The sequence below is a fragment of the Streptomyces luteogriseus genome, from assembly GCF_014205055.1.
Lineage (GTDB): Bacteria > Actinomycetota > Actinomycetes > Streptomycetales > Streptomycetaceae > Streptomyces > Streptomyces luteogriseus.
The window spans coordinates 4,122,025-4,142,916 of record NZ_JACHMS010000001.1; the positions used below are offsets into that span (position 1 = coordinate 4,122,025).

Below are 20,892 nucleotides of genomic sequence, written 5' to 3' on the forward strand. Positions count from 1 at the left end.
CCAGGTGGCCAAGAACAAGGACGACCCGAACCGGCTAAGACCGTGTCCTACGTGGTGAGGCGCCTCGTCTCAGAGCCAATCGTGGTTTTCCCGATCGCGCGACGTCGACGAGAACCGCACGGCGAGCAGGGAGCCGGGGCACAGGGCATTGGCCGGCTCCGCGCCACCGATCAACCAGATGTCCTTGTCGCCCTCTTGCTTCAGCTCTCGTACCCTGGCCACCGGATCGTCGGCTACCAGTTCGACGGCAGGGTCCGGGCGTACTGCGCACTTCACGGGCCTTCGCCCGGTGATGGCCGTCGGTTACTGCACGTCCACGAAATCGCCGGTCGCACTGACGGCCGGGGTGGTGGACGTCCCCGCGAAGTTCCAGCGCCAGTAGCCGTCCTCGGACGCCGGGGCCGTGGTCGTCAGGGTGCCGGTGCTGGAGGTGTACACGGTCTTGACCGTGGTGTAGGTCGTGGTTCCGGCCTTGCGGAACTGGAGCTTGACCGGCTGGTCGGTGTAGCCCCGGTAGTCGAGCGTGTCCCAGTTGGCCCGAGTGAGCTTGCCGGTGATCGTGAGCGTCTTGCCCTTGGCGATCGGCTCCGGACTCGCGTTGACGGTCAGCTTGGAGTGCCGCTGGAGCCGGGTGGTGGTGTAGGCCCATCGGTCGGTGTAGCTGCCGTCGTAGGCGGACACCTGGGCTTCGACCTTCCAGGTGCCGGCGTCGGCGTTCGTGAGCCACCAGTCCGGTTCGAAGGTGAAGGTCTTCGAGCAGGTCGACGTAGTGCTGCTGGTGGCGACGCAGTCCGCCGGGGTGGTGGTCTCGTTGGGGTCGATCAAGCCGTCGGCGCTGTAGTAGGGGTCGGTGCCGTCCGGGCCCCGCCACAGGTTGAAGTCCGCGTCCCAGATGCCCGACGGGTCGGTGGCGGTCACGGAGACCGTGATCGTTTTGTCGGTCGTGTCGACCACGATGTTCTTGCCGCCGTTGACTACGACGGCGTCGACCTGGATGTCGCCCACGTTGTCGTCCGCGTGGGCACCGGGGATGGCGAGGCCTGCCATTCCGGCGACGGCGGTGAGTACGGCAAGGGCAGCGCGCTTGCGCATGTGTCTCCTTCACAAAGTGATGAGTCGGAGCCGCCGAGCGGGGCAGGGCGGGGACGATTGATGCGGGTCGGGGTCGTCAGGGGCCGGAGACGGACCCGATCGTGTACGGGAAGGGCTCCTGATGCCGGAGAACCGTGGCCAGGGAGCCCGGGCGGGCGTCGACCTGGGGCACCCGGCCGTCCGACGTGAGCGTCTTCGCGGCGCCGGACGTGTCGGACTTACCGAATGTGCCGGACGTGGCGGACGTGCCGGGGCAGTTGATCGGGCGGGCACCGGTCTCGGTCTGGCTGTAGGGAGGCGTAGCCCTGGCGGCCGCCGACATGTTCCATGACGGCGAATACCTACGACGTGCTGCGCGCGGTGCCACTCTGCTCCCCCGGTTCAACTCGGCATGCCCAGGCGCAGCTGTCACACAGACCTGCCCGACCTGTCCAGCGCGCCGGCATGCTCAGACGTCACCCGGACGCCGGCGACCGCACCTCCGGCCGCCGCCGGCCCCTCCCTGAAGACGCGCTGGGCATGCACTGCGGCGCCGCAGATCTTCGCGCAGGTCGCCGAGCCCCCACACGTCCCGCCGGCCGGGCTCCGAGTCAGGGGTGCTCGTAGAGCTGGAGGAGGCCGCCGAGGGAGAAGCACGAGGCGCCGGTCAGGGTGGCCCAGTCGGCGATGGCGGCGTTGATCAGGCTGCCGGTGGAGGGCCGGGTGAAGGCGACGAGGGCCGAGACCATGAAGAGGACGGAGCCGAGCTGGTTCACGGCGACGATCCACCAGCCCGGACTGCGGCGGCGGACGCAGAGCCGGCCGTGGCAGATCTCGACGAACGCGAGGTGCCCGGAGACCAGGAACAGCACGCAACCGATGACGTCCGGGGCCCAGATCAGCCGGTTGATCTGCTGGACGCTCAGCCCTTGGAGGAAGGAGTCCAGCAGGTCGACGGCGAACACCAGGGTGCCGGCGAAGAGGACGAACGCGCTCAGCCAGTCCACTCGCGCCGGCTCGTAACTCCACCAGTGCCAGCCGTGGGTGACGAGCCGGCCCTCACCACCGGGCACGTGGCGGGGAGCGTTGATGACCTGGAGCAGTGAGACGTAGCCGCCGGTGTTGAAGAACAGGCCGCCGGCGAAGTAGACGGAGGCGCACGTGGTCGCGTCGCCGGAGCCGAACCGGGCGATACCGGCGCCCACCGCGAAGAGGGCTCCGCCGACGATGAAGGCGGTCGCGGCGGTGACGTTGAGCCTGCGCAGGCGGCGGAGTGCGATCTCACTGGCGCTGATGTGCCGAGTGGCGGGTGAGCCGGGCGGCCGGACGGCGATGGTCCCGCGCCGTCGGGCGGGCCGTGACTCCCATACGGCGGTGCTCCCGTCCGGAGGGTGCCAGGTGAGGCGCGTGGTGAACGGTCCCGCTCCCTCGGCGCGTTGCTCGGTTCGTGGCACGGACCGAGCGTAGGTCGCCTGCCAGGCCGTCTCGCGGGCGAAACGCCGCGCGCTCCCGCACGCCCCTGGTGCACCCCCCGCGGGAGTGCCACCCTGAGGGACCCATGCCGCGTATATCACCTGATAGAGGTGTCCGATGGACAGCATCTGGTCGCTGCTCGGCCTTCTGCTCCTCATATCGGCCCCGCTCCTGTTCCTGCTCCTCGCCATCGTCGGATCGTCGGCGCCGGACCATGACCGGTATCGGGTTCCGGCGCCGCCGCCCATGACCCCGCCTGCGGGCTTCCCTCCGAACCCGGCCCGTTTCTTCGCCGGTTCAGGGGGGAATCGAGGACACGCTGCCGCGGCCCAAGGGGGCGCACGGTCCGCAGTGAGATCCCGGTCAGGCCCCGTGCAGGGTGCGCGCGGGCGGTCGAGGCGAAGCCGCCGTGACCGGTTCTCCGGCGGCCGTCAGTACCGGTGGCCGGGCCAGTGCCGGTCCGTCCAGCGGTCCTCGTCGGTGAGTCCGAGCAGCCGTATCCGGTGCTGCAGATCCGCTGGCGCACCCGACTCGCGGAGCCGCGCCGCGGCGTGGCCGAGGAGCCAGGCGACCAGGTCGGCGCGCATCCTCTCCGCGTCGTTCTCGTACCAGTCGACGCTCCACGGCAGGCTGTACCCCAGGAGTTCGTACTCCCATTCCGCCGCCGCCTCGGCCAGCCGCAGGTCGGCGAGGTGCCCGGTCTGTCTCTCCCATTCGGCGAGCCAGGGCTCCAGCGTTCCGGACGCCTCGGCACACAGCGCGAAGACCTGGTGTGCCGGTACGACCGCGTCCGGATCGGTGAGGCTCTGCACCCACCAGGCATGGAGAAACTCACGTACTGGGCCGGCGTGCTCCTCGGGCCACTGCTGCCAGCGGCCGCGGGCCAGCGAGTACCCGGCCTCTTCGAGTCGTCCGAACATCGGTTCCGCGCGGCCGGCGACCAGGACCGTGGCGAACTGCGGCAGGATGCGGCGCAGCACTGCGGCGTGATCGGACCAGTCGATGGCCTGCCAGGTCCGGCGCAGGAGGTCCGGCTCCAGTTCCACGTCCGGCTTCTTCAGCAGGGCGAGCTCCTCCGGACCGCCCCAGTGGCACTCGCAGTTGTGCTCGTCCGGATGTGCGGTCATGCCGCGAAAGGTGACGGAGAGGTTCTCCAGCGCCGCGCCGAGGCGGCGCTGTGCGGGACGGTCGGTGAGATGCATGTGCCCGGCCTTCGAGGACTCCGTCCGGCTCCCGCCGTCCGAAGGTCGCCACCTTACCCGCGTACCGTCGTGTCCGGCGGCCGAGCGAGGATCGCGACCGGCCGGCAGGCGGAGAGAACGGTCGTCCGAGCGGCCTCCACGACGTGACCGGGACCCCTGCGGCGCGTCACGGCTCAGACCGGTTCGGGCTGCGGTTCCGGTTGCGGGGCAGCCGGTGCGAGCGTCGATTCCCACAGCCTGGTGGTCCGTACGTAGCCGAGGATCACCGAGGCCATCGCCAGGATGAGAAGGGGCCCGAACACCTCCGGGTGACCGGCCATCCTCATCGGCAGGTAGCGGTAGGACACCAGGAGCGCGACGAACACCGTGGTGCCGTGGACGAGCAGCTGGACGCCCCGCCGGTCCCAGCCGCGTTCGAACGAGCGCAGCGCCGCCTCGATGGTCAGCGCGAACACGACGCCGGCGACCAGGTCGACGCCGTAGTGGTAGCCGAATCCGAGGGTGGCGGCGAGGGTGGCGACCAGCCAGAACGTACCCGCGAACCGCAGCATCCGCGGCGCCCGGCGGGTGTGGATGAAGATCGCGACAGCCCACGCCGTGTGCAGGCTGGGCATGCAGTTGCGGGGTGTGATCCCGTCGTACGTCATCGGTGCGGGGGCGGTGATCGGCAGCGGCGTGTGCGGCCACAGGTCGGCCGCCGCCCACTCCACACCACCGGTGCCGGAGGCGCCCGGGCCGTAGGCGAAGACCGGTCCGACCACCGGGAAGAGCATGTAGATGCCGGGCCCCAGGAGCCCTATCACCAGGAAGGTACGCACCAGGTGATGCTTCGGGAAGCGGCGCTCGGCCGCCACGTTGCGCAGCTGGTACGCCGCGACGACCACCGCGGCCACCGCGAGCTGGCCGTAGACCAGTTGGAGAACGTGGGAGCTGACCGGGTCCGTGGCCTCGACCAGCCGGCCCGCCAGCCAGGACGGGTTGCCCAGCGCGTGATCGGCCATGGCCACGTACTGGTCGAGCACCGTCGGGCGGGTCTTCGACGTGATGAGGAGCCAGGTGTCGCCGATCTTGCGGGCGGCCACCAGCAACAGGCCCAGCCCGACGCCCTTCAGCAGCAGGGCGCGTTCACCGCCGGTGCGGCGGGTGACGGCGACGACCGCGAAGCCCAGCATCACCCACAGCGCGCCGGTGCCGAAGAACTCGCCCTCGGCCGCCTCGATACCGGCCGCCCATCGCACCAGCAGGAGGACGGAGTCGATACCGATCGCGGCGCCGGCCGCGATGAACCGCTGCCGCCAGGTCAGCACCACCATCATCAGCACCAGGCCGCCGTACAGCGGGCCCGGCTTGGCGGCGAAGAACAGGGCCTTCACCTGGTTGGTGATCGGCCCGGGTTCACCGTAGCGGCGTGCGGCGATCTCCAGCGCGACGAGGAATCCGAACGCCACCACACCCGCCGCGATCCACAGCATCGCGCGCCAATGGCGCCACGCACCCCACGACGTCATGCCGCCTATTCGCGAGAACACCCGCGATCTTCTGGCTATCAATCTTCTGGCCGATTCATCCGAATGGCTGGGGGGAGGGACGGCGACGGCGGGACCATCGCGCGGTCGAACATGTTATCGGAGCACCTCATCCGGTCGCCGCTTCCGCGAACTGATTGGTGTCGAACAGCTCGTTGATGTGCCCGCCGAGTTCCAGCCAGTGGCGTCCGGAGAGATCGGCGGCGGCGCGGGCGTCGCCGCCGGCGCAGACCTCGACGAGCCGGTCGTGGTGCTCGATGGTGTTGCGCCCGCCGAGCAGGGTGGAGAACTTGCGGTGGAGGATGCGGTGGATCTGCGGGTGGAGCTGCTCGACGATCCGGCTGAGCACGGGGTTGCCGGCGGCCGTGAGGGGGACGGCGTGGAAGCGGTCGTCGGCCGCGAGCGCGGCGGCGGTGTCGTCGGTCGCGACGGCCCGTTCGAAGTCGCGGTTGGCCTCGCGCATGCGCCCGAGGTCCTCATCGGTCATGACCGGGACGGCCGCTTCCACGGCGAGCTGGTCGAGGGAGCGCAGGACGGCGAGGGTGTTCTCGACGTCGCGCCGGTTGAGGGTGGTGATGCGGGTGTAGACGCCGGGCTTCGCCTCGACCAGGCCGATGTCGGCGAGCCGGGCGAGCGCCTCGCGCACGGGGGTGCGACTGAGACCGAGGCGCTCGGCGAGCTCGCCGTCCCTGACCTTCTCGCCGGGGACGAGTTCCCCGCGCACGATGGAGTCGCGCAGGCGGTCGAAGACCTCGTCACTGAGGAGGCGGCGGGAGACGGGACGGTCGAGTGACATATTGCGTACAGTACATCGCTGCTTTCCCGGCCTGACCGGCCGTGGCCCGGTGGACGAGGGCCCGGGCCAGGACGAGCGCCGGATCGACGAGGGGGACGTCCACGGCGCCGACGGGCAGACCGAGGGGGATCTCGGTGCAGCCGGCGATCACCGCCTGCGCGCCTCGTGCGGTCAGGCGCCGTGCGGCGCGGGACAGCAGCAGAGTCGTCACGCCGTCGCGCCCTCCGGCCTTGACCGCGCGGACGGCGGTCATGACCTCGTGGTCCTGGCTTGTGGGGTCGGGGAGTACGAGGCGGATGCCGACGCGGTCCAGCCACTCCTCGTAGAGGCCGGCCCGGACGGTGCCGGTCGTGGCGAGGAGTCCGGCGGTGTGGATGCGGGGGCGGAATGTGGTGAGGTGCCGGGCGACCTCGTCGATCATGTGGACGATGGGCAGGCCGACATGGTCGGCGATGCGCGGCACGAAGGCGTGCGCGGTGTGGAGTGGGGTCGGGGCCGTCGCCCAGGAGGGCCTCGGTGCGGTCGGGGATGGTGGGGTCGGACCAGATGACCGCCCGCAGGTGGTCCTGGTCACTGGAGCCGGGGGTCGTCGAGACGAGCTTGGCGTAGAAGTCGGCCGTGGCTGCCGGGCCCATGCCGCCGAGGATGCCGATGATCTCGCCGAGATCAGCGGAACCCGTCCGGCCCGCGGGCGACTTCATCGAGGCCACCCAGGACTGCGGCGCCTTCGTCCAGCTCTCCGGCGTCCTCAAGCGGGTCGCCGTGAAGCTGTCCAAGACGTGCAACGACCTGCGCCTGATCTCCTCCGGGCCCACCGCGGGACTCGGCGAGATCAACCTGCCGCCGGTGCAGGCGGGTTCGTCGATCATGCCCGGCAAGGTCAACCCGGTCGTCCCCGAGGTCGTCAACCAGGTCGCCTTCGAGGTCATCGGCAACGACCTGACCGTCACGATGGCCGCCGAGGCCGGGCAACTCCAGCTCAACGCCTTCGAACCCGTCATCGCTTACAGCCTGTTGCGCTCCCTGGCCCATCTGCGCGCCGCCTGCGACGCCCTCGCCACCCGCTGCGTCCCCGGCATCACCGCCAACCGCGAGCACCTCCACGACAGCGTCCATCGCTCCGCCGGCCTGGTCACCGCGCTCGCCCCGCACATCGGTTACGCCGCCGGCACCGCCCTCGCCCGCCGGGCCCTGACCACCGGCCGCACCGTCAGGGACCTCGCCACCGAGGCCGGCCTGCTCTCCGCCGACCGGCTGGACACACTCCTGCGGCCCGAGAACCTCACCGGCCGCACTGCCCGGCCCTCCACGGCGGCCACTCCGTAACACGCGTCGGGGCGGGCCACCGGCCGACCGTCGCCGGGAGCCGCGGGGATCCCGTCGCCTCCGTTCCCCACCACACCGTCAGCGGTCGGTGACATGTCCACATAGATTTCGCCGGGTGCGGCCATCCGGGGGATGTGACGTTCGTCGCCGGAGAGGCGCGGCGGCGCGTCCGCCGCCAGGCCGTCCACCGATCACGGCGGCAGCGGCTCCTCACCCGTCGCCGGAGGTCACAGGGCCGGCGCGCGAGGGCGCGACAGGAAGGTCCGCGCCCGGGGAGGGAAATATCTGTGCCCGCAAAATGAGAAATAGAAGCGGGGCCCGCCGAATATTCCTCGATCCTCCCCCGGATCGCATTTTCCGGTCGCCGCAGCGCCGAACCCACCGTGCTACTGTCGATCTCAGTTGCAGGTGTGGTTGCCAGAAGGTTCATTTCCTACGGGGTAATCATCACGGCGACACGGAATTCACACAGGGTGAATTCCCGAAACCGCCTCCGAAGGAGAAACAAATGGCTACCGGTACCGTGAAGTGGTTCAACTCTGAAAAGGGCTTCGGCTTCATCGAGCAGGACGGCGGCGGCGCCGACGTCTTCGCCCACTACTCGAACATCGCCGCCCAGGGCTTCCGCGAGCTGCTCGAAGGCCAGAAGGTGTCGTTCGACATCGCGCAGGGCCAGAAGGGCCCGACGGCCGAGAACATCGTGCCCGCCTGACATCGGCGCTCGCGCATATTTCGCAGCTGGGGCCCGCACCTGAAGGGGTGCGGGCCCCGGCTCGCTGTTTTTCCCCGCCGGTCCCATCCGGCCGCATCGACTTCGGCTCGTCTCGAGATTCTCTGCGCCTCTCCTCTGCTGCGGATTTCCTTGCTACGCGCCCGTCAAGGAAGGTCCCGCATGAAGCGTGCCCACACATCCCGTACCCGTGACCGTTTCCCGAGGAGCGAGGGCGCCGACCGCCGCTCCGGCGGCCCGCGCCGCCCCAGGAGCCAGGGCCCCCGCAGGGCCCCCCAGGGCGAGTTCGCCCTGCCGGAGACCATCACGCCCCCGCTGCCGGCCGTCGAGTCGTTCGCCGATCTCGACCTGCCCGCACGGCTGTTGGCCACCCTCGGCCACGAGGGCGTGACCGCACCGTTCCCGATCCAGGCGGCGACCCTGCCGAACTCCCTGGCCGGCCGGGACGTCCTGGGCCGCGGCCGCACCGGTTCCGGCAAGACGCTCGCGTTCGGCCTCGCCGTACTGGCCCGGACGGCCGGGCGGCGCGCCGAGCCGCGGCAGCCGCTCGCCCTCGTCCTCGTGCCCACGCGCGAGCTGGCCCAGCAGGTCACCGATGCGCTCACCCCCTACGCCCGCGCCGTGAGCCTGCGGCTCGCCACCGTCGTCGGCGGGATGCCCCTCGGCAGGCAGGCCAGTGCCCTGCGCGGCGGGGCCGAGGTGGTCGTCGCCACGCCCGGACGGCTCAAGGACCTCATCGACCGGGGCGACTGCCGCCTGGACCAGGTCGACATCACCGTCCTCGACGAGGCCGACCAGATGGCCGACATGGGCTTCATGCCGCAGGTCACCGCCCTGCTCGACCAGGTGCGCCCCGGCGGCCAGCGGATGCTCTTCTCCGCCACCCTGGACCGCAACGTCGACCGGCTGGTCCGCACCTACCTGCACGACCCGGTCGTGCACTCCGTCGACCCGTCCGCGGGCGCGGTCACCACGATGGAGCACCACGTCCTCCATGTGCACGACGCCGACAAGCACCGGACGACCACCGAGATCGCGGCGCGCGAAGGCCGGGTGATCATGTTCCTCGACACCAAGCACGCGGTGGACCGGCTGACCACACACCTGCTGAGCAGCGGTGTCCGCGCCGCGGCCCTGCACGGCGGCAAGTCCCAGCCGCAGCGGACCCGGACCCTCGCCCAGTTCAAGAGCGGGGACGTGACGGTCCTGGTGGCGACGAACGTCGCCGCCCGCGGCATCCACGTCGACAACCTCGACCTGGTCGTCAACGTGGACCCGCCCAGTGACCACAAGGACTATCTGCACCGCGGCGGCCGTACGGCACGCGCCGGCGAGTCCGGCAGCGTGGTCACCCTGGTGACCCCGGGCCAGCGTCGGGGCATGACCCGGCTGATGTCGTCGGCGGGCATCACCCCGCAGGTCGCCCAGGTGCGTTCCGGCGAGGCGGAGCTGACCCGCATCACGGGCGCCCAGGCCCCGTCCGGCGTCCCGGTCGTCATCGCCGCGCCGCGCGCGGAACGCCCGCGCGGCGCGTCCGCCGCCGGGTCCCGGGGCCGCCGGGGACGCCGTCCCGCCGGGCAGGGCCGCCCCGCCGGTGAAGCGGCGCGTCCCGGCAGGCAGCGGCGCAGCGGCTTCGGCTCGGCCGCGTAGAGCCCTGCGCCCACCCGCCACCCCCTCTCGGCAGGAGACCCATGACGCCGGTTCTGGCGCAGCACCACTCCCTGGCCCACGCACCCCGGATCCGTGACGACATGACGGTCGAGGTGGCGCTGTCCCTCATGGCCGGTGCGCAGGTCGATCACCTCGTCCTCTGCGACGGGGACGACCAGAGCACGGGCCTGGTCACGCTGGCCCGGCTCACCGTCCTCCGGGACACCCCCACCTATACGGACCGGGTCCGGCTCCGGGATCTCCCGGCGAGCTGAGACACAGGCGGGTCACCGCCACCGGAGACCCAGTGAGGGCCCTGCCGACGCGCGTCGGCAGGGCCCTCACTGTCATGTCGCGACGCCATCGGGCGCCACAGCATGCCTGCATCCACTGGGCTCCAAAATCTGTCTTTGTCAGGGTAGACATTGCCCCTCGTCATGGTTAACCTTCTTCTCGTAGACATGGTCAGACAGAACCGAGGAAGGACGGAGGAGCAGACGCCATCAGGATCGCCCGGCCGGGAAGCTCTCGGTCCGGGTACCGCAAGACCCCGGATTGGATGGTGGTCCCCGGTCACGCAGCCGCGATCCCCGCTACCCCTCCCGCAGCCGGGCCGGGTAGCGGAAACAGAAGGTCGGCACCGCACAAGAGCCGACAGATGGTGTTGAATTTCCTTCGGGGCCCTGGTGCCGTACGGCACCAGGGCCCCTCGACGCGTTGTACTACGAGGTGACATGACAGCAGATACCCCGCTCAGCAATCGTCTGGACGACGATGACTACCCGGCCTACACCATGGGCCGGGCCGCCGAGATGCTCGGCACCACCCCCGGCTTCCTGCGAGCCATCGGGGAGGCCCGGCTGATCACGCCGCTGCGCTCGGAGGGCGGCCACCGCCGGTACTCGCGCTACCAGCTGCGGATCGCCGCACGCGCCCGCGAGCTCGTCGACCGGGGCACCCCGATCGAGGCCGCCTGCCGCATCGTCATCCTCGAGGACCAGCTCGAGGAAGCGCAGCGCATCAACGCCGAGTACCGCGCCGCACAAGAAGCCTCCGGCGGCTCCGCTCCCGCAGCGAGCTGATCGCGCGAGGGCAGGCGGGATCCTGTCACCCGCTCCCGAAACCCCGGGTCGGCGACCTGGGGTTCGCTGTTGCCCCCGCACCCGCGCAACCCGCCCCGGGTGAACCGGCCCTCCCCCCGGCCATCAGGTCAACTGTCCCGGACTCTTGACTCATTCACCGGCAGTGGCGATCCTCGTCGCACGCTTTGCGAGGTCATGACAAGACGACCGCGCGACCCCCGACCGAGGGACGTGGGCTGTGATCAGTTCCGGACGCCCGTACCGCCGCAAGAACATCACCGTTGTGTCGCTGCTCCTGCTCGTGCTGTCGATCGCGCTCGGCCCCACCCCGAGTACGGCAGCCGGGAACGACTGGTGGGACCCGACCGCACGGCCCGCGCCGGACTCCCGGATCAACGTCACGGGCGAGCCCTTCACCGGCACCGACGCCGAGGGGAAGGTGCGCGGGTTCGTCGACGCGCACGACCACATCCTCTCCAACGAGGCCTTCGGCGGCCGTCTGATCTGCGGCAAGGCGTTCTCCGAGCAGGGCGTGGCCGACGCGCTCAAGGACTGCCCGGAGCACTACCCCGACGGCTCGCTCGCGATCTTCGACTTCATCACCAACGGCGGTGACGGCAAGCACGACCCGAACGGCTGGCCCACCTTCAAGGACTGGCCGCGGCACGACTCGCTGACCCACCAGCAGAACTACTACGCCTGGATCGAGCGGGCCTGGCGCGGCGGGCAGCGGGTGCTGGTCAACGACCTCGTCACCAACGGCGTGATCTGCTCGGTGTACTTCTTCAAGGACCGCTCCTGTGACGAGATGACGTCCATCCGGCTGCAGGCCAAGCTGACGTACGACATGCAGGCCTACGTCGACACGATGTACGGCGGGCCCGGCAAGGGCTGGTTCCGGGTCGTCACCGACAGCGCGCAGGCCCGCAAGGTCATCGAGCAGGGCAAGCTGGCGGTGGTCATGGGGGTCGAGACGTCGGAGCCGTTCGGCTGCAAGCAGGTCCTGGACATCGCGCAGTGCAGCAAGGCCGACATCGACAAGGGGCTCGACGAGCTCCACGCGCTGGGCGTGCGCAGCATGTTCCTGTGCCACAAGTTCGACAACGCCCTGTGCGGGGTGCGCTTCGACTCGGGCTCGCTCGGGACGGCCATCAACGTCGGGCAGTTCCTGTCGACCGGCACCTACTGGAAGACCGAGACGTGCAAGGGCCCGCAGCACGACAACCCCATCGGCAACGCGGCGGCGCCCGCGGCGGAGAAGAAGCTGCCGGCGGGTGAGGAGGTCCCGTCGTACAGCGCCGACGCCCGGTGCAATGTGCGCGGGCTCACCGATCTCGGCGAGTACGCCGTCCGCGGCATGATGAAGCGCGGCATGATGCTGGAGATCGACCACATGAGCGTCAAGGCCACCGGCCGGGTGCTCGACATCTTCGAGGCCGAGTCCTACCCCGGCGTGCTCTCCTCGCACAGCTGGATGGACATGGACTGGACCGAGCGGGTCTATGCCCTCGGCGGTTTCATCGCCCAGTACATGCACGGCTCGGAGGGCTTCGTCGCGGAGGCGAAGCGCACCGAGGCCCTGCGGGACAAGTACGGCGTGGGCTACGGCTACGGCACCGACATGAACGGCGTCGGCGGCTGGCCGGGACCGCGCGGGGCGGACGCGCCGAACAAGGTCATCTACCCGTTCACGAGCGTCGACGGCGGGTCGGTCATCGACCGGCAGACCACCGGCGAGCGCACCTGGGACCTGAACACCGACGGCGCCGCCCACTACGGCCTCGTCCCGGACTGGATCGAGGACATCCGCCGGGTCGGCGGCCAGGACACGGTCGACGACCTGTTCCGGGGCGCGGAGTCCTACCTCGGCACCTGGGGGGCCTCCGAGAAGCACAAGGCCGGCGTCAACCTCGCGGCGGGAGCGGCCACTTCGGCCAGCTCCTCGGAATGGAGCCTGTTCACGAGCCACCAGCCGAACCGGGCCGTCGACGGGGACCGCCGTACCCGCTGGGCCAGCGACTGGAGTGACGACCAGTGGTACCAGGTCGACCTCGGCTCGGCGCGGACCGTCGGGCGGGTCACCCTCGACTGGGAGCAGGCGTACGCGAAGTCGTACCGGATCGAGCTGTCCTCCGACGGCCAGAACTGGCGGACCGCCTGGTCCACCACCGCCGGTGACGGCGGCCTGGACACCGCGCGGTTCGCCGGCACACCGGCCAGGTACGTCCGCGTCCACGGCCTGGAGCGCGGCACCGGCTGGGGCTACTCCCTCCACGAAGTCGGCGTCCACAGCGGCTGACCGGCCACGAGAGGGGATCCATGGCACGGTTGCCGTCCGCCGAGCGGCGGCGACAGCTCACCGAAGCGGCGATCAGGGCGATGGCCCGGGACGGCGTCCCCAGGACGACGACCCGGTCCATCGCCGCCGAGGCGGGCGTCTCGCTGAGCGTCTTCCACTACTGCTTCGACTCCAAGCAGCAGCTGATCGAGTCCGTGATCACCACCATCACCGGGCACTACGTGACGGTGGTGAAGGAGGCCATCCGGCCCAGAGCCACCCTCGAGGAGACCGTCCGGGCGGGCTTCCAGGCGTACTGGGACCATGTCCGCGCCCACCCCGACGAGCACATGCTCACCTACGAACTCACGCAGTACGCCCTGCGCCAGCCCGGTTTCGAGCATCTGGCGCGCCGTCAGTACGAGCTGTACGCCGAGGCGTACACCGAGCTCATCGACCAGCTGCGCGAGGCCATGGGGCTGCGCCTGCGGGTGCCCGTCCCCGTCCTGGCCCGCTATCTGGCCGCCATGACAGACGGCCTGACGCTCAGCCATCTCGTGCTCGGCGACGACACGGCCTGGACGGGCGTCCTCGACATGGTCGTCACGCACGTCGCCGGGCTGGTGCAGGAGAACTGACGGGCGTCCCTCCCGAATCGGTTGTCATGGGAACGGCCCTGAGGGGCATTCGAACAAAACAAGTCGAAAGTGAGGAGAGTGCGGCCCGTTCGGTCCGTGCCATCGACAACTGGGAGTTTTCCATGGCGAGTTACGGCGGTTCCTCTGCCGCGTCCTCCGGTTCGCGCACCAACGGCCTGGCGATCGCGAGCCTGTGCTGCGGCATCATCGGCCTGTTCTTCCTGAACATCATCCTCGGCCCGCTGGCCATCGTCTTCGGTGCTGTCGCCCGTCGTCAGGCGTCGGTCAGGAACGGTGCCGGAATGGCGAAGGCCGGCATCATCCTCGGCATCGTCGACGTGGTCCTGTGGCTGGTGCTCCTGGCCATAGCCAGCAGCAACGGCGGCTTCAGCTGGTACGTCGGCGGCTAGTGTCCGTCGCGGTCCTCTTGCGGGCGCGGTACGCGGCTGCCTTGATCTTGTTGCCGCAGGAGTCCATCCCGCACCACTGGCGCCGCATGCCCCGTGAGCGGTCGATGTAGGTGCGGGTGCACTCCGGGTTGCCGCACTCCTTGAGCAGGGGCACGTCCGGGCCGCTCAGGAGCTCGACGGCGTGCCGCGCCACCAGGGAGAGGGCCTCGTCCGGCGTCGCCTGCGTCCAGCGCCCCGACGGGGTGAGCTGGGGCACCGCGGGCGACGTGCGGGCCGCGTTGTTCACGACGGTCAGCGACGCCCCGTCGTACTCCTCCCCGAGCCGGCGGGCGGTGACGAGTTGGTAGACCGCCTCCCGTACGGCCCTCGCCCGCTCGATGTCGGCCTCCTGGCCCGGGGAGACGGCGTCGACCAGGCCGGACTCCACGTACCAGGCATTCAGCCGCTCCGGCGTCACGAACATCTCGAAGCGCACCGAACGGCGGGCTCGGAGGGTGGCGGCGAAGTCGAGTGCCGGGTTTCCGCAGACGAAGACATGGTCGAGGTTCACGTCACCATTCTGACCGGTGACCATTTCTGCGGCAAGCCTCAGAGGCGGTCGGCGTCGACGACGGCCCGCGCGAAGGCGGCGCCTCCTGGGCACGTTGTGCCCGATGCCCGGCAGGGTGCGGTGCGCGTAGAGGCCGGTGAACCTGTCCCGGTACGAGGTGCCGCCGCCCGGAGCGGTGAAGGGGTCCCGCTCGGCGTCGAGCGTGACGGTGGGAACCCCGATCGTGGGGCGGGCGGCGAGCCGCTTCTCCAGTGCGTCGTAACGGCGCTCGCCGTCGGCGAGGCTCAGCCGCCGGCGGTAGTGGTGGACCACGACGGCCGTCACCGTCTCGGCTGTCGCCGACCGACTCCCTGAGACCCCCTGCCGCACCGCGCGCGGGTCAACGGCCGCCCCACTCCAGCTGTTCGGTCAGTTCCCCGTCGCCGGGGCGGGGCGCCGGTGCGGCCGGGCGGCTGTGGGTGCCCCGGGAGATGCCGCCGCTGACGGTGATGTTGTGTTCCACGCGGGGGCGGCGGAGGTTCTCGTAGGCGGTCAGGGCGGTGTCGCGGTCCGGTGCGTCACGCAGGGACTTGGCCAGGATGACGGCGTCCTCCAGGGCCATGGAGGCTCCCTGACCGGTGGCCGGGGAGGCCGCGTGGGCCGCGTCGCCGATGAGCAGACAGCGGGCGGAGCGCCAGGGCATTCCCCGCGGCAGTTCCGTGGCGTCGGTGACCAGGATGTCGTCGGCCGTGGCCGCGACGATGCCGGCGGCGGGGGTGGCGTCCTCGCGCAGGAGCGGGCCGAGGAGATCGCGGTGGTGGGCCGCTGTGCCCCGCGCGATCTCCTCGGGGGTCAAGGGGTCGCCGGCGACGCGGGCGAACCAGTAGGTCTCGCCCTCGGGGGACGTCGTGTGGCCGAAGGCGACGGACGCACCGCGGATGAAGGTGATGACGCCGGTCGCTCCGGGGCAGGGGGCGTCGGCGGTGCGGCCGTAGAAGACCCGCTCGCCCGCGTACCGGGGCCGGGCGGTGGGGGCGATCGAACGGCGGACGGTGGAGTGCAGGCCGTCGGCGCCGATGAGGAGGTCGGCGGTCGCGGTGGCGCCGTCGGCGAAGTGCGCCGTGACGGAGTCCGGGCGTTCGTCGACGGAAACGAGCCGTGCGCCGTGCCGGACGGGGATGCCCCTGCGGGCCGCCTCGGCCTGGAGCGCGGTGTTGAGGTCGCCGCGCCGCAGGCACCGGTAGCGCAGGGCGGGGTCCTCCGCTTCCCCGAGGGGCCTGGCCGCCCTCTCCGTGCCGGAGCCGTCGAGCATCCGCATCCCGGTCAAGGGGAAGCCGAGGGCGGTGACCGCGGCGGTGGCGTCGATCTGGGCGAGGGCGCGCATGCCGTTGCTCGCCAGCGTGAGGAACGCGCCGATGTCCTCGGCCGCGTCCGGATGCGCCTCGTACACGGCGACGTCGAACCCGGCCTTGCGCAGGGCGAGCGCCGCCGCGGTGCCGGCCGCTCCGCCGCCGATGACGAGTAACCGCCCCACGTCTGACGCCCCTTCGGTTCGCGCGGCCCTACGTCAGGAATCGTACGGTCCGTCGCCGGTCGCGGTGTCGGGCCGGGCACGGCCGGGGGCCAGGCGGCGGTAGGCGGCCCGGGCGTGGACGAGACGGGCCAGGGCCGTGCCGATGAGGGCTGCGGTGAGCAGGCAGGCCAGCCAGGTCGTGTCGCGATGCCCGGCCCAGGTGAGGACGCCGGCGGGCGGTATGGCGAAGCCGTTGAGGAACAGCCAGCACAGCAGGGCCGTGCCGGGGGCGGCCGTGAAGCGTGCGCACAGACCCAGCAGGGCGGCCAGCAGGGACAGCCCGAGCAGGGCCAGTCCCGGCCGGTCGGGGCCCACCGCGGTGTTGAGGAGCGCCACCAGCACCAGTGCGCCGCCGCCTGCCCCGGCCCAGACCAGCGGGGTGGCCACGGGCTGCGGTACGGGTGTCGCTCCGGTGCCCAGAGGCTTCCACTCGATCATGCTGCCGCTTCCTTCCGGTCCTCCTGGACGGAATTCTCCCCTGGTCTCCCCTGCCGGCTCCCGGGGTGCTCGCCAGAGTGCCAGCAAGCCCCCGCCCGGGAAACAGCGAATCCGGACAGCCACCCCGAGCGTCCAGGGCCTCCGGCCGGGGCACGACAGCGTCTCAACGGTGGGAAGGTGGCGCGTTCTTGGGCCGGTCGGCGGGGTGATCGGCGGATGGCGGGGCGGCGGCCGGGACGACGGAGGGCGGACGGCAGTCGGGACGGCGAACGGCCGGGGGCCGACGGGTCGGCGGGTCGGCGGTCGGCCGGGGGCGGACAGCGGGACGGCGCGCAGTCGGCGGACGGCGGACGACGCTCCACAGTCGGGTCAGCGCCCAGTCGGCGGACAGCAGCAGCCGCTCACCGGGCCGCGGGACAGCGCGGCGACGGGCTGCCGACGCCTACCCGCCCGCGGCCTGCCGCACGGCACGCGGCGACGCACCCAGTTCCTTGCGGCAGGTCTTGTTGAAGGCCTGGAGGTCGGGGATCCCGACCGTCGCCGCGACGGCCGGGATCGCCAGGGTCGAGGCGATGAGCAGATGACGGGCGCGCTCCATGCGGCGCCGCCGTACGTAGCCGACGACCGTGTGCCCGGTGTTCTCGCGGAACAGCCGGGTCAGGTGCGTGTGGGACACCCCGGCGGCCCGGGCGATCCCGGGGACGCTCAGCGGGTCGGCCAGGTGCTCCTCGATGTGCGCCATGGCCGCCCGCACCGCCGGATGCCGGGCCCCGGAGGGCGCCTCGGTGGCCTCGGCCAGGCCGGTCGTGCGCCACAGCACCGTCCACAGTTCCGCGGCGGCACGGGCCGGGGACTGCGCGCCCGCCGCGATCGCCCGGCGCAGCAGCGCACTCAGCACCGCCGCCTCCGGGCCGGCGTCCTGCATCGCCGGGACCCGGCGCCGCTCCCCGTCGCCCGGCAGCCGGAAGTGGGCGTAGAGGTGCTCGCAGCGCGGGGCGCCGTAGTGGAAGTGCACCTCCGTGCCGGGCGGGACGAGGCTGAGGTGCCCGGGGCGGATCGGGTGCCGCGCGCCGCCGAACTCCAGGGTGCCGGAGTAGCCGTAGAGGTGGAGCTGCCACAGGTGCGGGAGCCGGAAGACCTCGTGCGGGCCGGCGGAGCCGTGCACGCCCACGCCCGCGTGCACCCGGTCGGGCGGCAGGTCGAGGGGCAGTTCCACGAAGGCCGACATGGTGGAAAATTACCAGTGGTTGCCGATTACGCCCCACGACCGCGGGCTTTCACGCTTCTACGGTTGCGTCATGCCAACCACACAGCAGCTGTTGAGCTCCGTCGAGGTGGCGCGGTTCACGGCCCACGGTTTCCTGCGCCTCGACGGCGTCGTGCCCCCGGAGATGAACGAGGAGGCGCTCGAACTCTTCGCCGCCGGGACACTGCCCGCCGTGCCGTACGGCACTCCCGTGCAGAAGGCCTTCCCCGAGGGTTCCTTCGCCCGGCGGCTCCTCGGACTGCCCGCCGTGGCGGGCGCGCTGGAGAGCCTGGTGGGTCCGGATCCGGCCGTCGACCACCACTTCGTGCACACCCGCCTGCCCCATGAGGGCAGTGCCCAGCCGTTGCACGCCGACGCCCTCATCGACGTGCGGGCCGACGCCTTCGACGTGCAGCTCATGTACTACCCGCAGGAGGTGACCGCCGGGATGGGCGGCACACTCGTCGTCCCGGGCAGCCATCTGCGCCGCACCAACGAGTCCGACACCGGCCGCTACCAGAACCTGCGCGGCCAGACCCGGCTGACCTGCCCGGCCGGCACCGTGCTCCTGCTGCACCACGGCATCTGGCACGGCGGGCGGCGCAACGACAGCGACACCGTCCGCCACATGTACAAGATCCGTTTCAACCCGTCCGTGCCCCAGGTGCGGCTGTGGGACACACGGGACGCCGACTCACCCGCTGTGCTCGAGGAGTTGCGGCGCACGTTCCCCTGGTACGAGCAGGCCACCGCCCGGCTGGAGATCCACAACCGGATCCTGCTGTGGCGCGCCCTGTCCGCCGACCCCGGCTTCGATGTCGACCACTGGGCCACCCGCATCACCAACCGGCCCGCAGCGCCCGCCTCTCCGAGGAGCACCGCATGACCACCACCCGGCAGCAGGTCCTCGTCCTCTACCTGGACACCTCCGCCCTCGACTCCAAGGTCGTCGGCTGGGCCCGCTACGACGGCACGGGCTCGACCCGTCCGACGACCGGCGACAGCGACGAACCCCCGTACGAGACAGGGGTCGGCGCCCTGGAGGACGGCTGGCGGCTCTTTCAGGCGGCCCCGCTCGTACCGCCGTATCCGGGGGCGGAGCACACCACGTCGTTCCTCAAGCACGAGTTCTTCTTCGAGAAGCTCGTCGCTCAGTGAGGGCGGCCGCCGGAGCGCGCTTCGGCGGTGGCCTTCAGATCGCGCAGCCACGCTTCGAGGCCCTGGCCGAGGGCCTCGGTCGCGGTGGGCACGTCCGCCTCGACCTGGTCGCCGGTCCAGGTCTCCTCGGTGTGGACGCGGACACCGCCCTCGACCTCGCGAAAGGTCCACAGGTGGACGCCCTCGTCGATGCGCAGGCCCTCACCGATCGCGGGGCCCTTCCACAGGATGCAGTCCTGGTTCCGCAGTTGCCGGACCGTGGAGGTGATCTCCAGTGTGGAGGCGGGGGTGTGGGTCGTGGCGGGTGCCGGGGTCGTCCAGCGGAACCGCGAGCCCTTGCGCAGCCTGCCCGGGTCGAGGCGCTCCGTCGTGGTGACCGGCGGCTGCCAGGACGGCCAGCGTTCGACGTCCGTCTGGAGCTTCCAGATCGTGCGCAGCGGTGCCTTGATCACGATGTCGGACTCGTAGCGGATCAGGGCGGCGGAGTCGACGCCGCGCCCGCCGCAGCGGGACGGGGAAGCCCCCGTGAGGTCGGCCGCCCGGGCCGTGGGGGCCGTGGCGGCGAGGGCGCCGGCGAGGGCGAGCGTCACCGCGACCGCGCGCAGACGGGGACGGGGCTGCCGGCGAGGCGTGGACGACGGGCCGTTGCTGGGCATGGTGTTCCTCTCGGTGGTCGGTGAGTCGTTCGGCGGCTGGTGGTGGCGGCCCGCTACGGAGTGAGGACGACCTTTCCGGCGACCGTGCCGGACTCGGCCAGCCGCATGGCCTCGGAGACCCGGGCGAGCGGCAGTTGCGCGGCGATCCGGGCGGTGACCTCGCCGCGCCGGAGGGCGTCGAAGACCTGGGTGAGGTCGGCACGCAGCCGGGACCGGAAGCGGTTCCTGGTGAGGGCCCTGCCCGCCCAGACGTTGAAGAAGCAGGCCCGGCGGCGGTTGGGCAGCGCGTTCCACATCCACACGCGGAAGAGCAGCTTGAGGACGGACCACTGCTTGGAGCCCTCGTCGTCGCGGGTGGAGGCGCTGCCGTAGGAGACGAGGGTGCCGCCGGGGGCGAGGAGGCGCCAGGAGTCGGTGATGCCGCGGCCGCCGACGTGGTCGAAGACGGCGTCGACGCCGCCGGGGGCGAGGGCGCGGATGCGGGCGGCGACGTCCCCGGCGCGGTAGTCGACGGGGACGACTCCCTGCTCCCGCAGGGCGTCGTGGTGGCGTGCGGACGCCGTGCCGATCACCCGCGCCCCCGCGGCCAGGGCGAGCTGCACCAGGACGGAGCCGACGCCGCCGTTCGCGCCGTGCACCACGACGGTGTGCCCGGCGCGGACGCGGGCCTTGCGGTGCAGCATCTGCCAGGCGGTGACGCCGTTGACGACAAGGGTCTCCGCCTCCGCCGCTCCGACCCCTTCGGGCACCGGTACGACGTCCGCCGCGTCGACGCGCACATGGCTGGCCCAGCCGCCGACCTTCACCAGCGCGGCCACCCGGGTGCCGGTCAGACCCGGGTCGGCACCCTCGCCGGCCGCCAGCACCGTGCCGACGAGGTCGTAGCCGGGGACGAACGGGAAGGGCGGCTGGTCGTAGTAGCGGCCGCGCCGCATCTGTTGCTCGGCGAAGGAGACGCCGGTCGCCTCCATGCGGACCACGACCTGGCCGGGGCCGGGGGCGGGCACGGCCCCGTGGCGGATCCGGAGCCCCTCGGGCTCCACCCGACCCGGCAGGACGACCTCGACGAGTTCCCCGGTGCTGTTCATGACGACCTCCGCTGCTGCCCGC

General features: G+C 71.5%; 22 protein-coding genes and 2 pseudogenes. 10 read left to right on the top strand and 14 right to left on the bottom strand.

The genetic code is table 11. The features are described 5' to 3' along the window. Positions 1-141: 141 nt before the first annotated feature. The 8 genes and pseudogenes from BJ965_RS17985 to BJ965_RS18020 all read right to left on the bottom strand — a co-directional run. Positions 142-258 (bottom strand): annotated as a pseudogene (locus BJ965_RS17985) (dihydrofolate reductase family protein); the annotation flags it as partial. 45 nt (positions 259-303) lie between these two features. Beyond that, positions 304-1,092 carry a calcium-binding protein gene (locus BJ965_RS17990; protein ID WP_184909600.1) on the bottom strand — a complete coding sequence of 263 codons (789 nt, stop codon included), beginning with the start codon at positions 1,090-1,092 and terminating at the stop codon, positions 304-306. Positions 1,093-1,168: 76 nt separating this feature from the next. Next, positions 1,169-1,414, bottom strand: a complete 246-nt coding sequence (locus BJ965_RS17995) for a hypothetical protein (RefSeq protein ID WP_184909601.1) — start codon at positions 1,412-1,414, stop codon at positions 1,169-1,171. 268 nt (positions 1,415-1,682) lie between these two features. Beyond that, positions 1,683-2,525 (bottom strand): hypothetical protein, encoded by an 843-nt coding sequence (locus BJ965_RS18000; protein WP_184909602.1) that lies wholly within the window; start codon positions 2,523-2,525, stop codon positions 1,683-1,685. A 450-nt stretch (positions 2,526-2,975) separates the two neighbouring features. Continuing rightward, positions 2,976-3,746 carry a hypothetical protein gene (locus BJ965_RS18005; protein WP_184909603.1) on the bottom strand — a complete coding sequence of 257 codons (771 nt, stop codon included), beginning with the start codon at positions 3,744-3,746 and terminating at the stop codon, positions 2,976-2,978. Between the two features lie 173 nt (positions 3,747-3,919). Next, positions 3,920-5,254 (bottom strand): phosphatase PAP2 family protein, encoded by a 1,335-nt coding sequence (locus BJ965_RS18010; RefSeq protein WP_184909604.1) that lies wholly within the window; start codon positions 5,252-5,254, stop codon positions 3,920-3,922. A 127-nt stretch (positions 5,255-5,381) separates the two neighbouring features. After that, positions 5,382-6,068, bottom strand: a complete 687-nt coding sequence (locus tag BJ965_RS18015; RefSeq protein WP_184909605.1) for a GntR family transcriptional regulator — start codon at positions 6,066-6,068, stop codon at positions 5,382-5,384. Then, positions 6,028-6,531 carry an aspartate/glutamate racemase family protein gene (locus BJ965_RS18020; RefSeq protein WP_313666948.1) on the bottom strand — a complete coding sequence of 168 codons (504 nt, stop codon included), beginning with the start codon at positions 6,529-6,531 and terminating at the stop codon, positions 6,028-6,030. The genes BJ965_RS18015 and BJ965_RS18020 overlap by 41 nt, the downstream gene beginning before the upstream one ends. A gap of 233 nt (positions 6,532-6,764) precedes the next feature. Here BJ965_RS18020 and BJ965_RS18025 point away from each other — a divergent pair. The 8 genes and pseudogenes from BJ965_RS18025 to BJ965_RS18060 form a co-directional block, all read left to right on the top strand. Continuing rightward, positions 6,765-7,394, top strand: a pseudogene (locus BJ965_RS18025) (lyase family protein); the annotation flags it as partial. Between the two features lie 508 nt (positions 7,395-7,902). After that, a complete protein-coding gene (locus BJ965_RS18030) occupies positions 7,903-8,106 on the top strand; it encodes a cold-shock protein (RefSeq protein ID WP_020119326.1) in 204 nt (67 codons plus the stop codon). A 180-nt stretch (positions 8,107-8,286) separates the two neighbouring features. Continuing rightward, positions 8,287-9,774, top strand: coding sequence for a DEAD/DEAH box helicase (locus BJ965_RS18035; RefSeq protein ID WP_184909606.1), 1,488 nt, complete (start codon positions 8,287-8,289; stop codon positions 9,772-9,774). 41 nt (positions 9,775-9,815) lie between these two features. Next, complete coding sequence (locus BJ965_RS18040; protein ID WP_030846514.1) at positions 9,816-10,049, top strand: CBS domain-containing protein; 234 nt, start codon at positions 9,816-9,818, stop codon at positions 10,047-10,049. A 459-nt stretch (positions 10,050-10,508) separates the two neighbouring features. Next, positions 10,509-10,856 carry a helix-turn-helix domain-containing protein gene (locus BJ965_RS18045; RefSeq protein ID WP_030846516.1) on the top strand — a complete coding sequence of 116 codons (348 nt, stop codon included), beginning with the start codon at positions 10,509-10,511 and terminating at the stop codon, positions 10,854-10,856. Positions 10,857-11,094: 238 nt separating this feature from the next. Further along, positions 11,095-13,155: a galactose-binding domain-containing protein gene (locus BJ965_RS18050; RefSeq protein WP_184909607.1), complete on the top strand. Its 2,061-nt coding sequence runs from the start codon at positions 11,095-11,097 to the stop codon at positions 13,153-13,155. A 20-nt stretch (positions 13,156-13,175) separates the two neighbouring features. Further along, positions 13,176-13,772, top strand: a complete 597-nt coding sequence (locus BJ965_RS18055; protein WP_184909608.1) for a TetR/AcrR family transcriptional regulator — start codon at positions 13,176-13,178, stop codon at positions 13,770-13,772. Between the two features lie 122 nt (positions 13,773-13,894). Further along, complete coding sequence (locus BJ965_RS18060; protein WP_184909609.1) at positions 13,895-14,182, top strand: DUF4190 domain-containing protein; 288 nt, start codon at positions 13,895-13,897, stop codon at positions 14,180-14,182. Here the strand turns inward: BJ965_RS18060 and BJ965_RS18065 are convergent. From BJ965_RS18065 to BJ965_RS18080, 4 genes are all read right to left on the bottom strand, one after another. Further along, positions 14,160-14,732 (bottom strand): CGNR zinc finger domain-containing protein, encoded by a 573-nt coding sequence (locus tag BJ965_RS18065; protein WP_184917282.1) that lies wholly within the window; start codon positions 14,730-14,732, stop codon positions 14,160-14,162. The genes BJ965_RS18060 and BJ965_RS18065 overlap by 23 nt on opposite strands. Positions 14,733-15,111: 379 nt before the next feature. Further along, on the bottom strand, positions 15,112-16,245 hold the full coding sequence (locus BJ965_RS18070) for an FAD-dependent oxidoreductase (protein ID WP_184909610.1): 1,134 nt from the start codon (positions 16,243-16,245) through the stop codon (positions 15,112-15,114). Positions 16,246-16,278: 33 nt separating this feature from the next. Further along, a complete protein-coding gene (locus tag BJ965_RS18075) occupies positions 16,279-16,722 on the bottom strand; it encodes a hypothetical protein (protein ID WP_184909611.1) in 444 nt (147 codons plus the stop codon). Positions 16,723-17,164: 442 nt separating this feature from the next. Beyond that, a complete protein-coding gene (locus BJ965_RS18080; RefSeq protein ID WP_184909612.1) occupies positions 17,165-17,950 on the bottom strand; it encodes an AraC family transcriptional regulator in 786 nt (261 codons plus the stop codon). 70 nt (positions 17,951-18,020) lie between these two features. Between BJ965_RS18080 and BJ965_RS18085 the strand changes: the two genes are divergently transcribed. Together BJ965_RS18085 and BJ965_RS18090 are read left to right on the top strand one after the other, a co-directional pair. Beyond that, the gene (locus BJ965_RS18085) at positions 18,021-18,854 is read left to right on the top strand and encodes a phytanoyl-CoA dioxygenase family protein (RefSeq protein WP_184909613.1); all 834 of its coding nucleotides are present in this window, start codon (positions 18,021-18,023) and stop codon (positions 18,852-18,854) included. Continuing rightward, entirely contained in the window at positions 18,851-19,126 is a 276-nt protein-coding gene (locus BJ965_RS18090; RefSeq protein WP_184909614.1) for a hypothetical protein, read from the top strand. Before BJ965_RS18085 ends, BJ965_RS18090 begins: the two co-directional genes overlap by 4 nt. Here BJ965_RS18090 and BJ965_RS18095 read toward each other — a convergent pair. Then, positions 19,120-19,782, bottom strand: coding sequence for an SRPBCC family protein (locus BJ965_RS18095; RefSeq protein ID WP_184909615.1), 663 nt, complete (start codon positions 19,780-19,782; stop codon positions 19,120-19,122). The two genes, BJ965_RS18090 and BJ965_RS18095, sit on opposite strands and share 7 nt — an antisense overlap. Positions 19,783-19,835: 53 nt before the next feature. Next, positions 19,836-20,870 (bottom strand): medium chain dehydrogenase/reductase family protein, encoded by a 1,035-nt coding sequence (locus tag BJ965_RS18100; protein WP_184909616.1) that lies wholly within the window; start codon positions 20,868-20,870, stop codon positions 19,836-19,838. Between the last annotated feature and the right edge of the window lie 22 nt (positions 20,871-20,892).

Coding starts and splice junctions, on each gene's coding strand:
- BJ965_RS17990 (WP_184909600.1), bottom strand. CDS start 1,092: ATGCGCAAGCGCGCTGCCCTTGCCGTACTCACCGCCGTCGCCGGAATG.
- BJ965_RS17995 (WP_184909601.1), bottom strand. CDS start 1,414: ATGTCGGCGGCCGCCAGGGCTACGCCTCCCTACAGCCAGACCGAGACC.
- BJ965_RS18005 (WP_184909603.1), bottom strand. CDS start 3,746: ATGCATCTCACCGACCGTCCCGCACAGCGCCGCCTCGGCGCGGCGCTG.
- BJ965_RS18010 (WP_184909604.1), bottom strand. CDS start 5,254: ATGACGTCGTGGGGTGCGTGGCGCCATTGGCGCGCGATGCTGTGGATC.
- BJ965_RS18015 (WP_184909605.1), bottom strand. CDS start 6,068: ATGTCACTCGACCGTCCCGTCTCCCGCCGCCTCCTCAGTGACGAGGTC.
- BJ965_RS18030 (WP_020119326.1), top strand. CDS start 7,903: ATGGCTACCGGTACCGTGAAGTGGTTCAACTCTGAAAAGGGCTTCGGC.
- BJ965_RS18035 (WP_184909606.1), top strand. CDS start 8,287: ATGAAGCGTGCCCACACATCCCGTACCCGTGACCGTTTCCCGAGGAGC.
- BJ965_RS18040 (WP_030846514.1), top strand. CDS start 9,816: ATGACGCCGGTTCTGGCGCAGCACCACTCCCTGGCCCACGCACCCCGG.
- BJ965_RS18045 (WP_030846516.1), top strand. CDS start 10,509: ATGACAGCAGATACCCCGCTCAGCAATCGTCTGGACGACGATGACTAC.
- BJ965_RS18055 (WP_184909608.1), top strand. CDS start 13,176: ATGGCACGGTTGCCGTCCGCCGAGCGGCGGCGACAGCTCACCGAAGCG.
- BJ965_RS18060 (WP_184909609.1), top strand. CDS start 13,895: ATGGCGAGTTACGGCGGTTCCTCTGCCGCGTCCTCCGGTTCGCGCACC.
- BJ965_RS18075 (WP_184909611.1), bottom strand. CDS start 16,722: ATGATCGAGTGGAAGCCTCTGGGCACCGGAGCGACACCCGTACCGCAG.
- BJ965_RS18080 (WP_184909612.1), bottom strand. CDS start 17,950: ATGTCGGCCTTCGTGGAACTGCCCCTCGACCTGCCGCCCGACCGGGTG.
- BJ965_RS18085 (WP_184909613.1), top strand. CDS start 18,021: ATGCCAACCACACAGCAGCTGTTGAGCTCCGTCGAGGTGGCGCGGTTC.
- BJ965_RS18090 (WP_184909614.1), top strand. CDS start 18,851: ATGACCACCACCCGGCAGCAGGTCCTCGTCCTCTACCTGGACACCTCC.
- BJ965_RS18095 (WP_184909615.1), bottom strand. CDS start 19,782: ATGCCCAGCAACGGCCCGTCGTCCACGCCTCGCCGGCAGCCCCGTCCC.
- BJ965_RS18100 (WP_184909616.1), bottom strand. CDS start 20,870: ATGAACAGCACCGGGGAACTCGTCGAGGTCGTCCTGCCGGGTCGGGTG.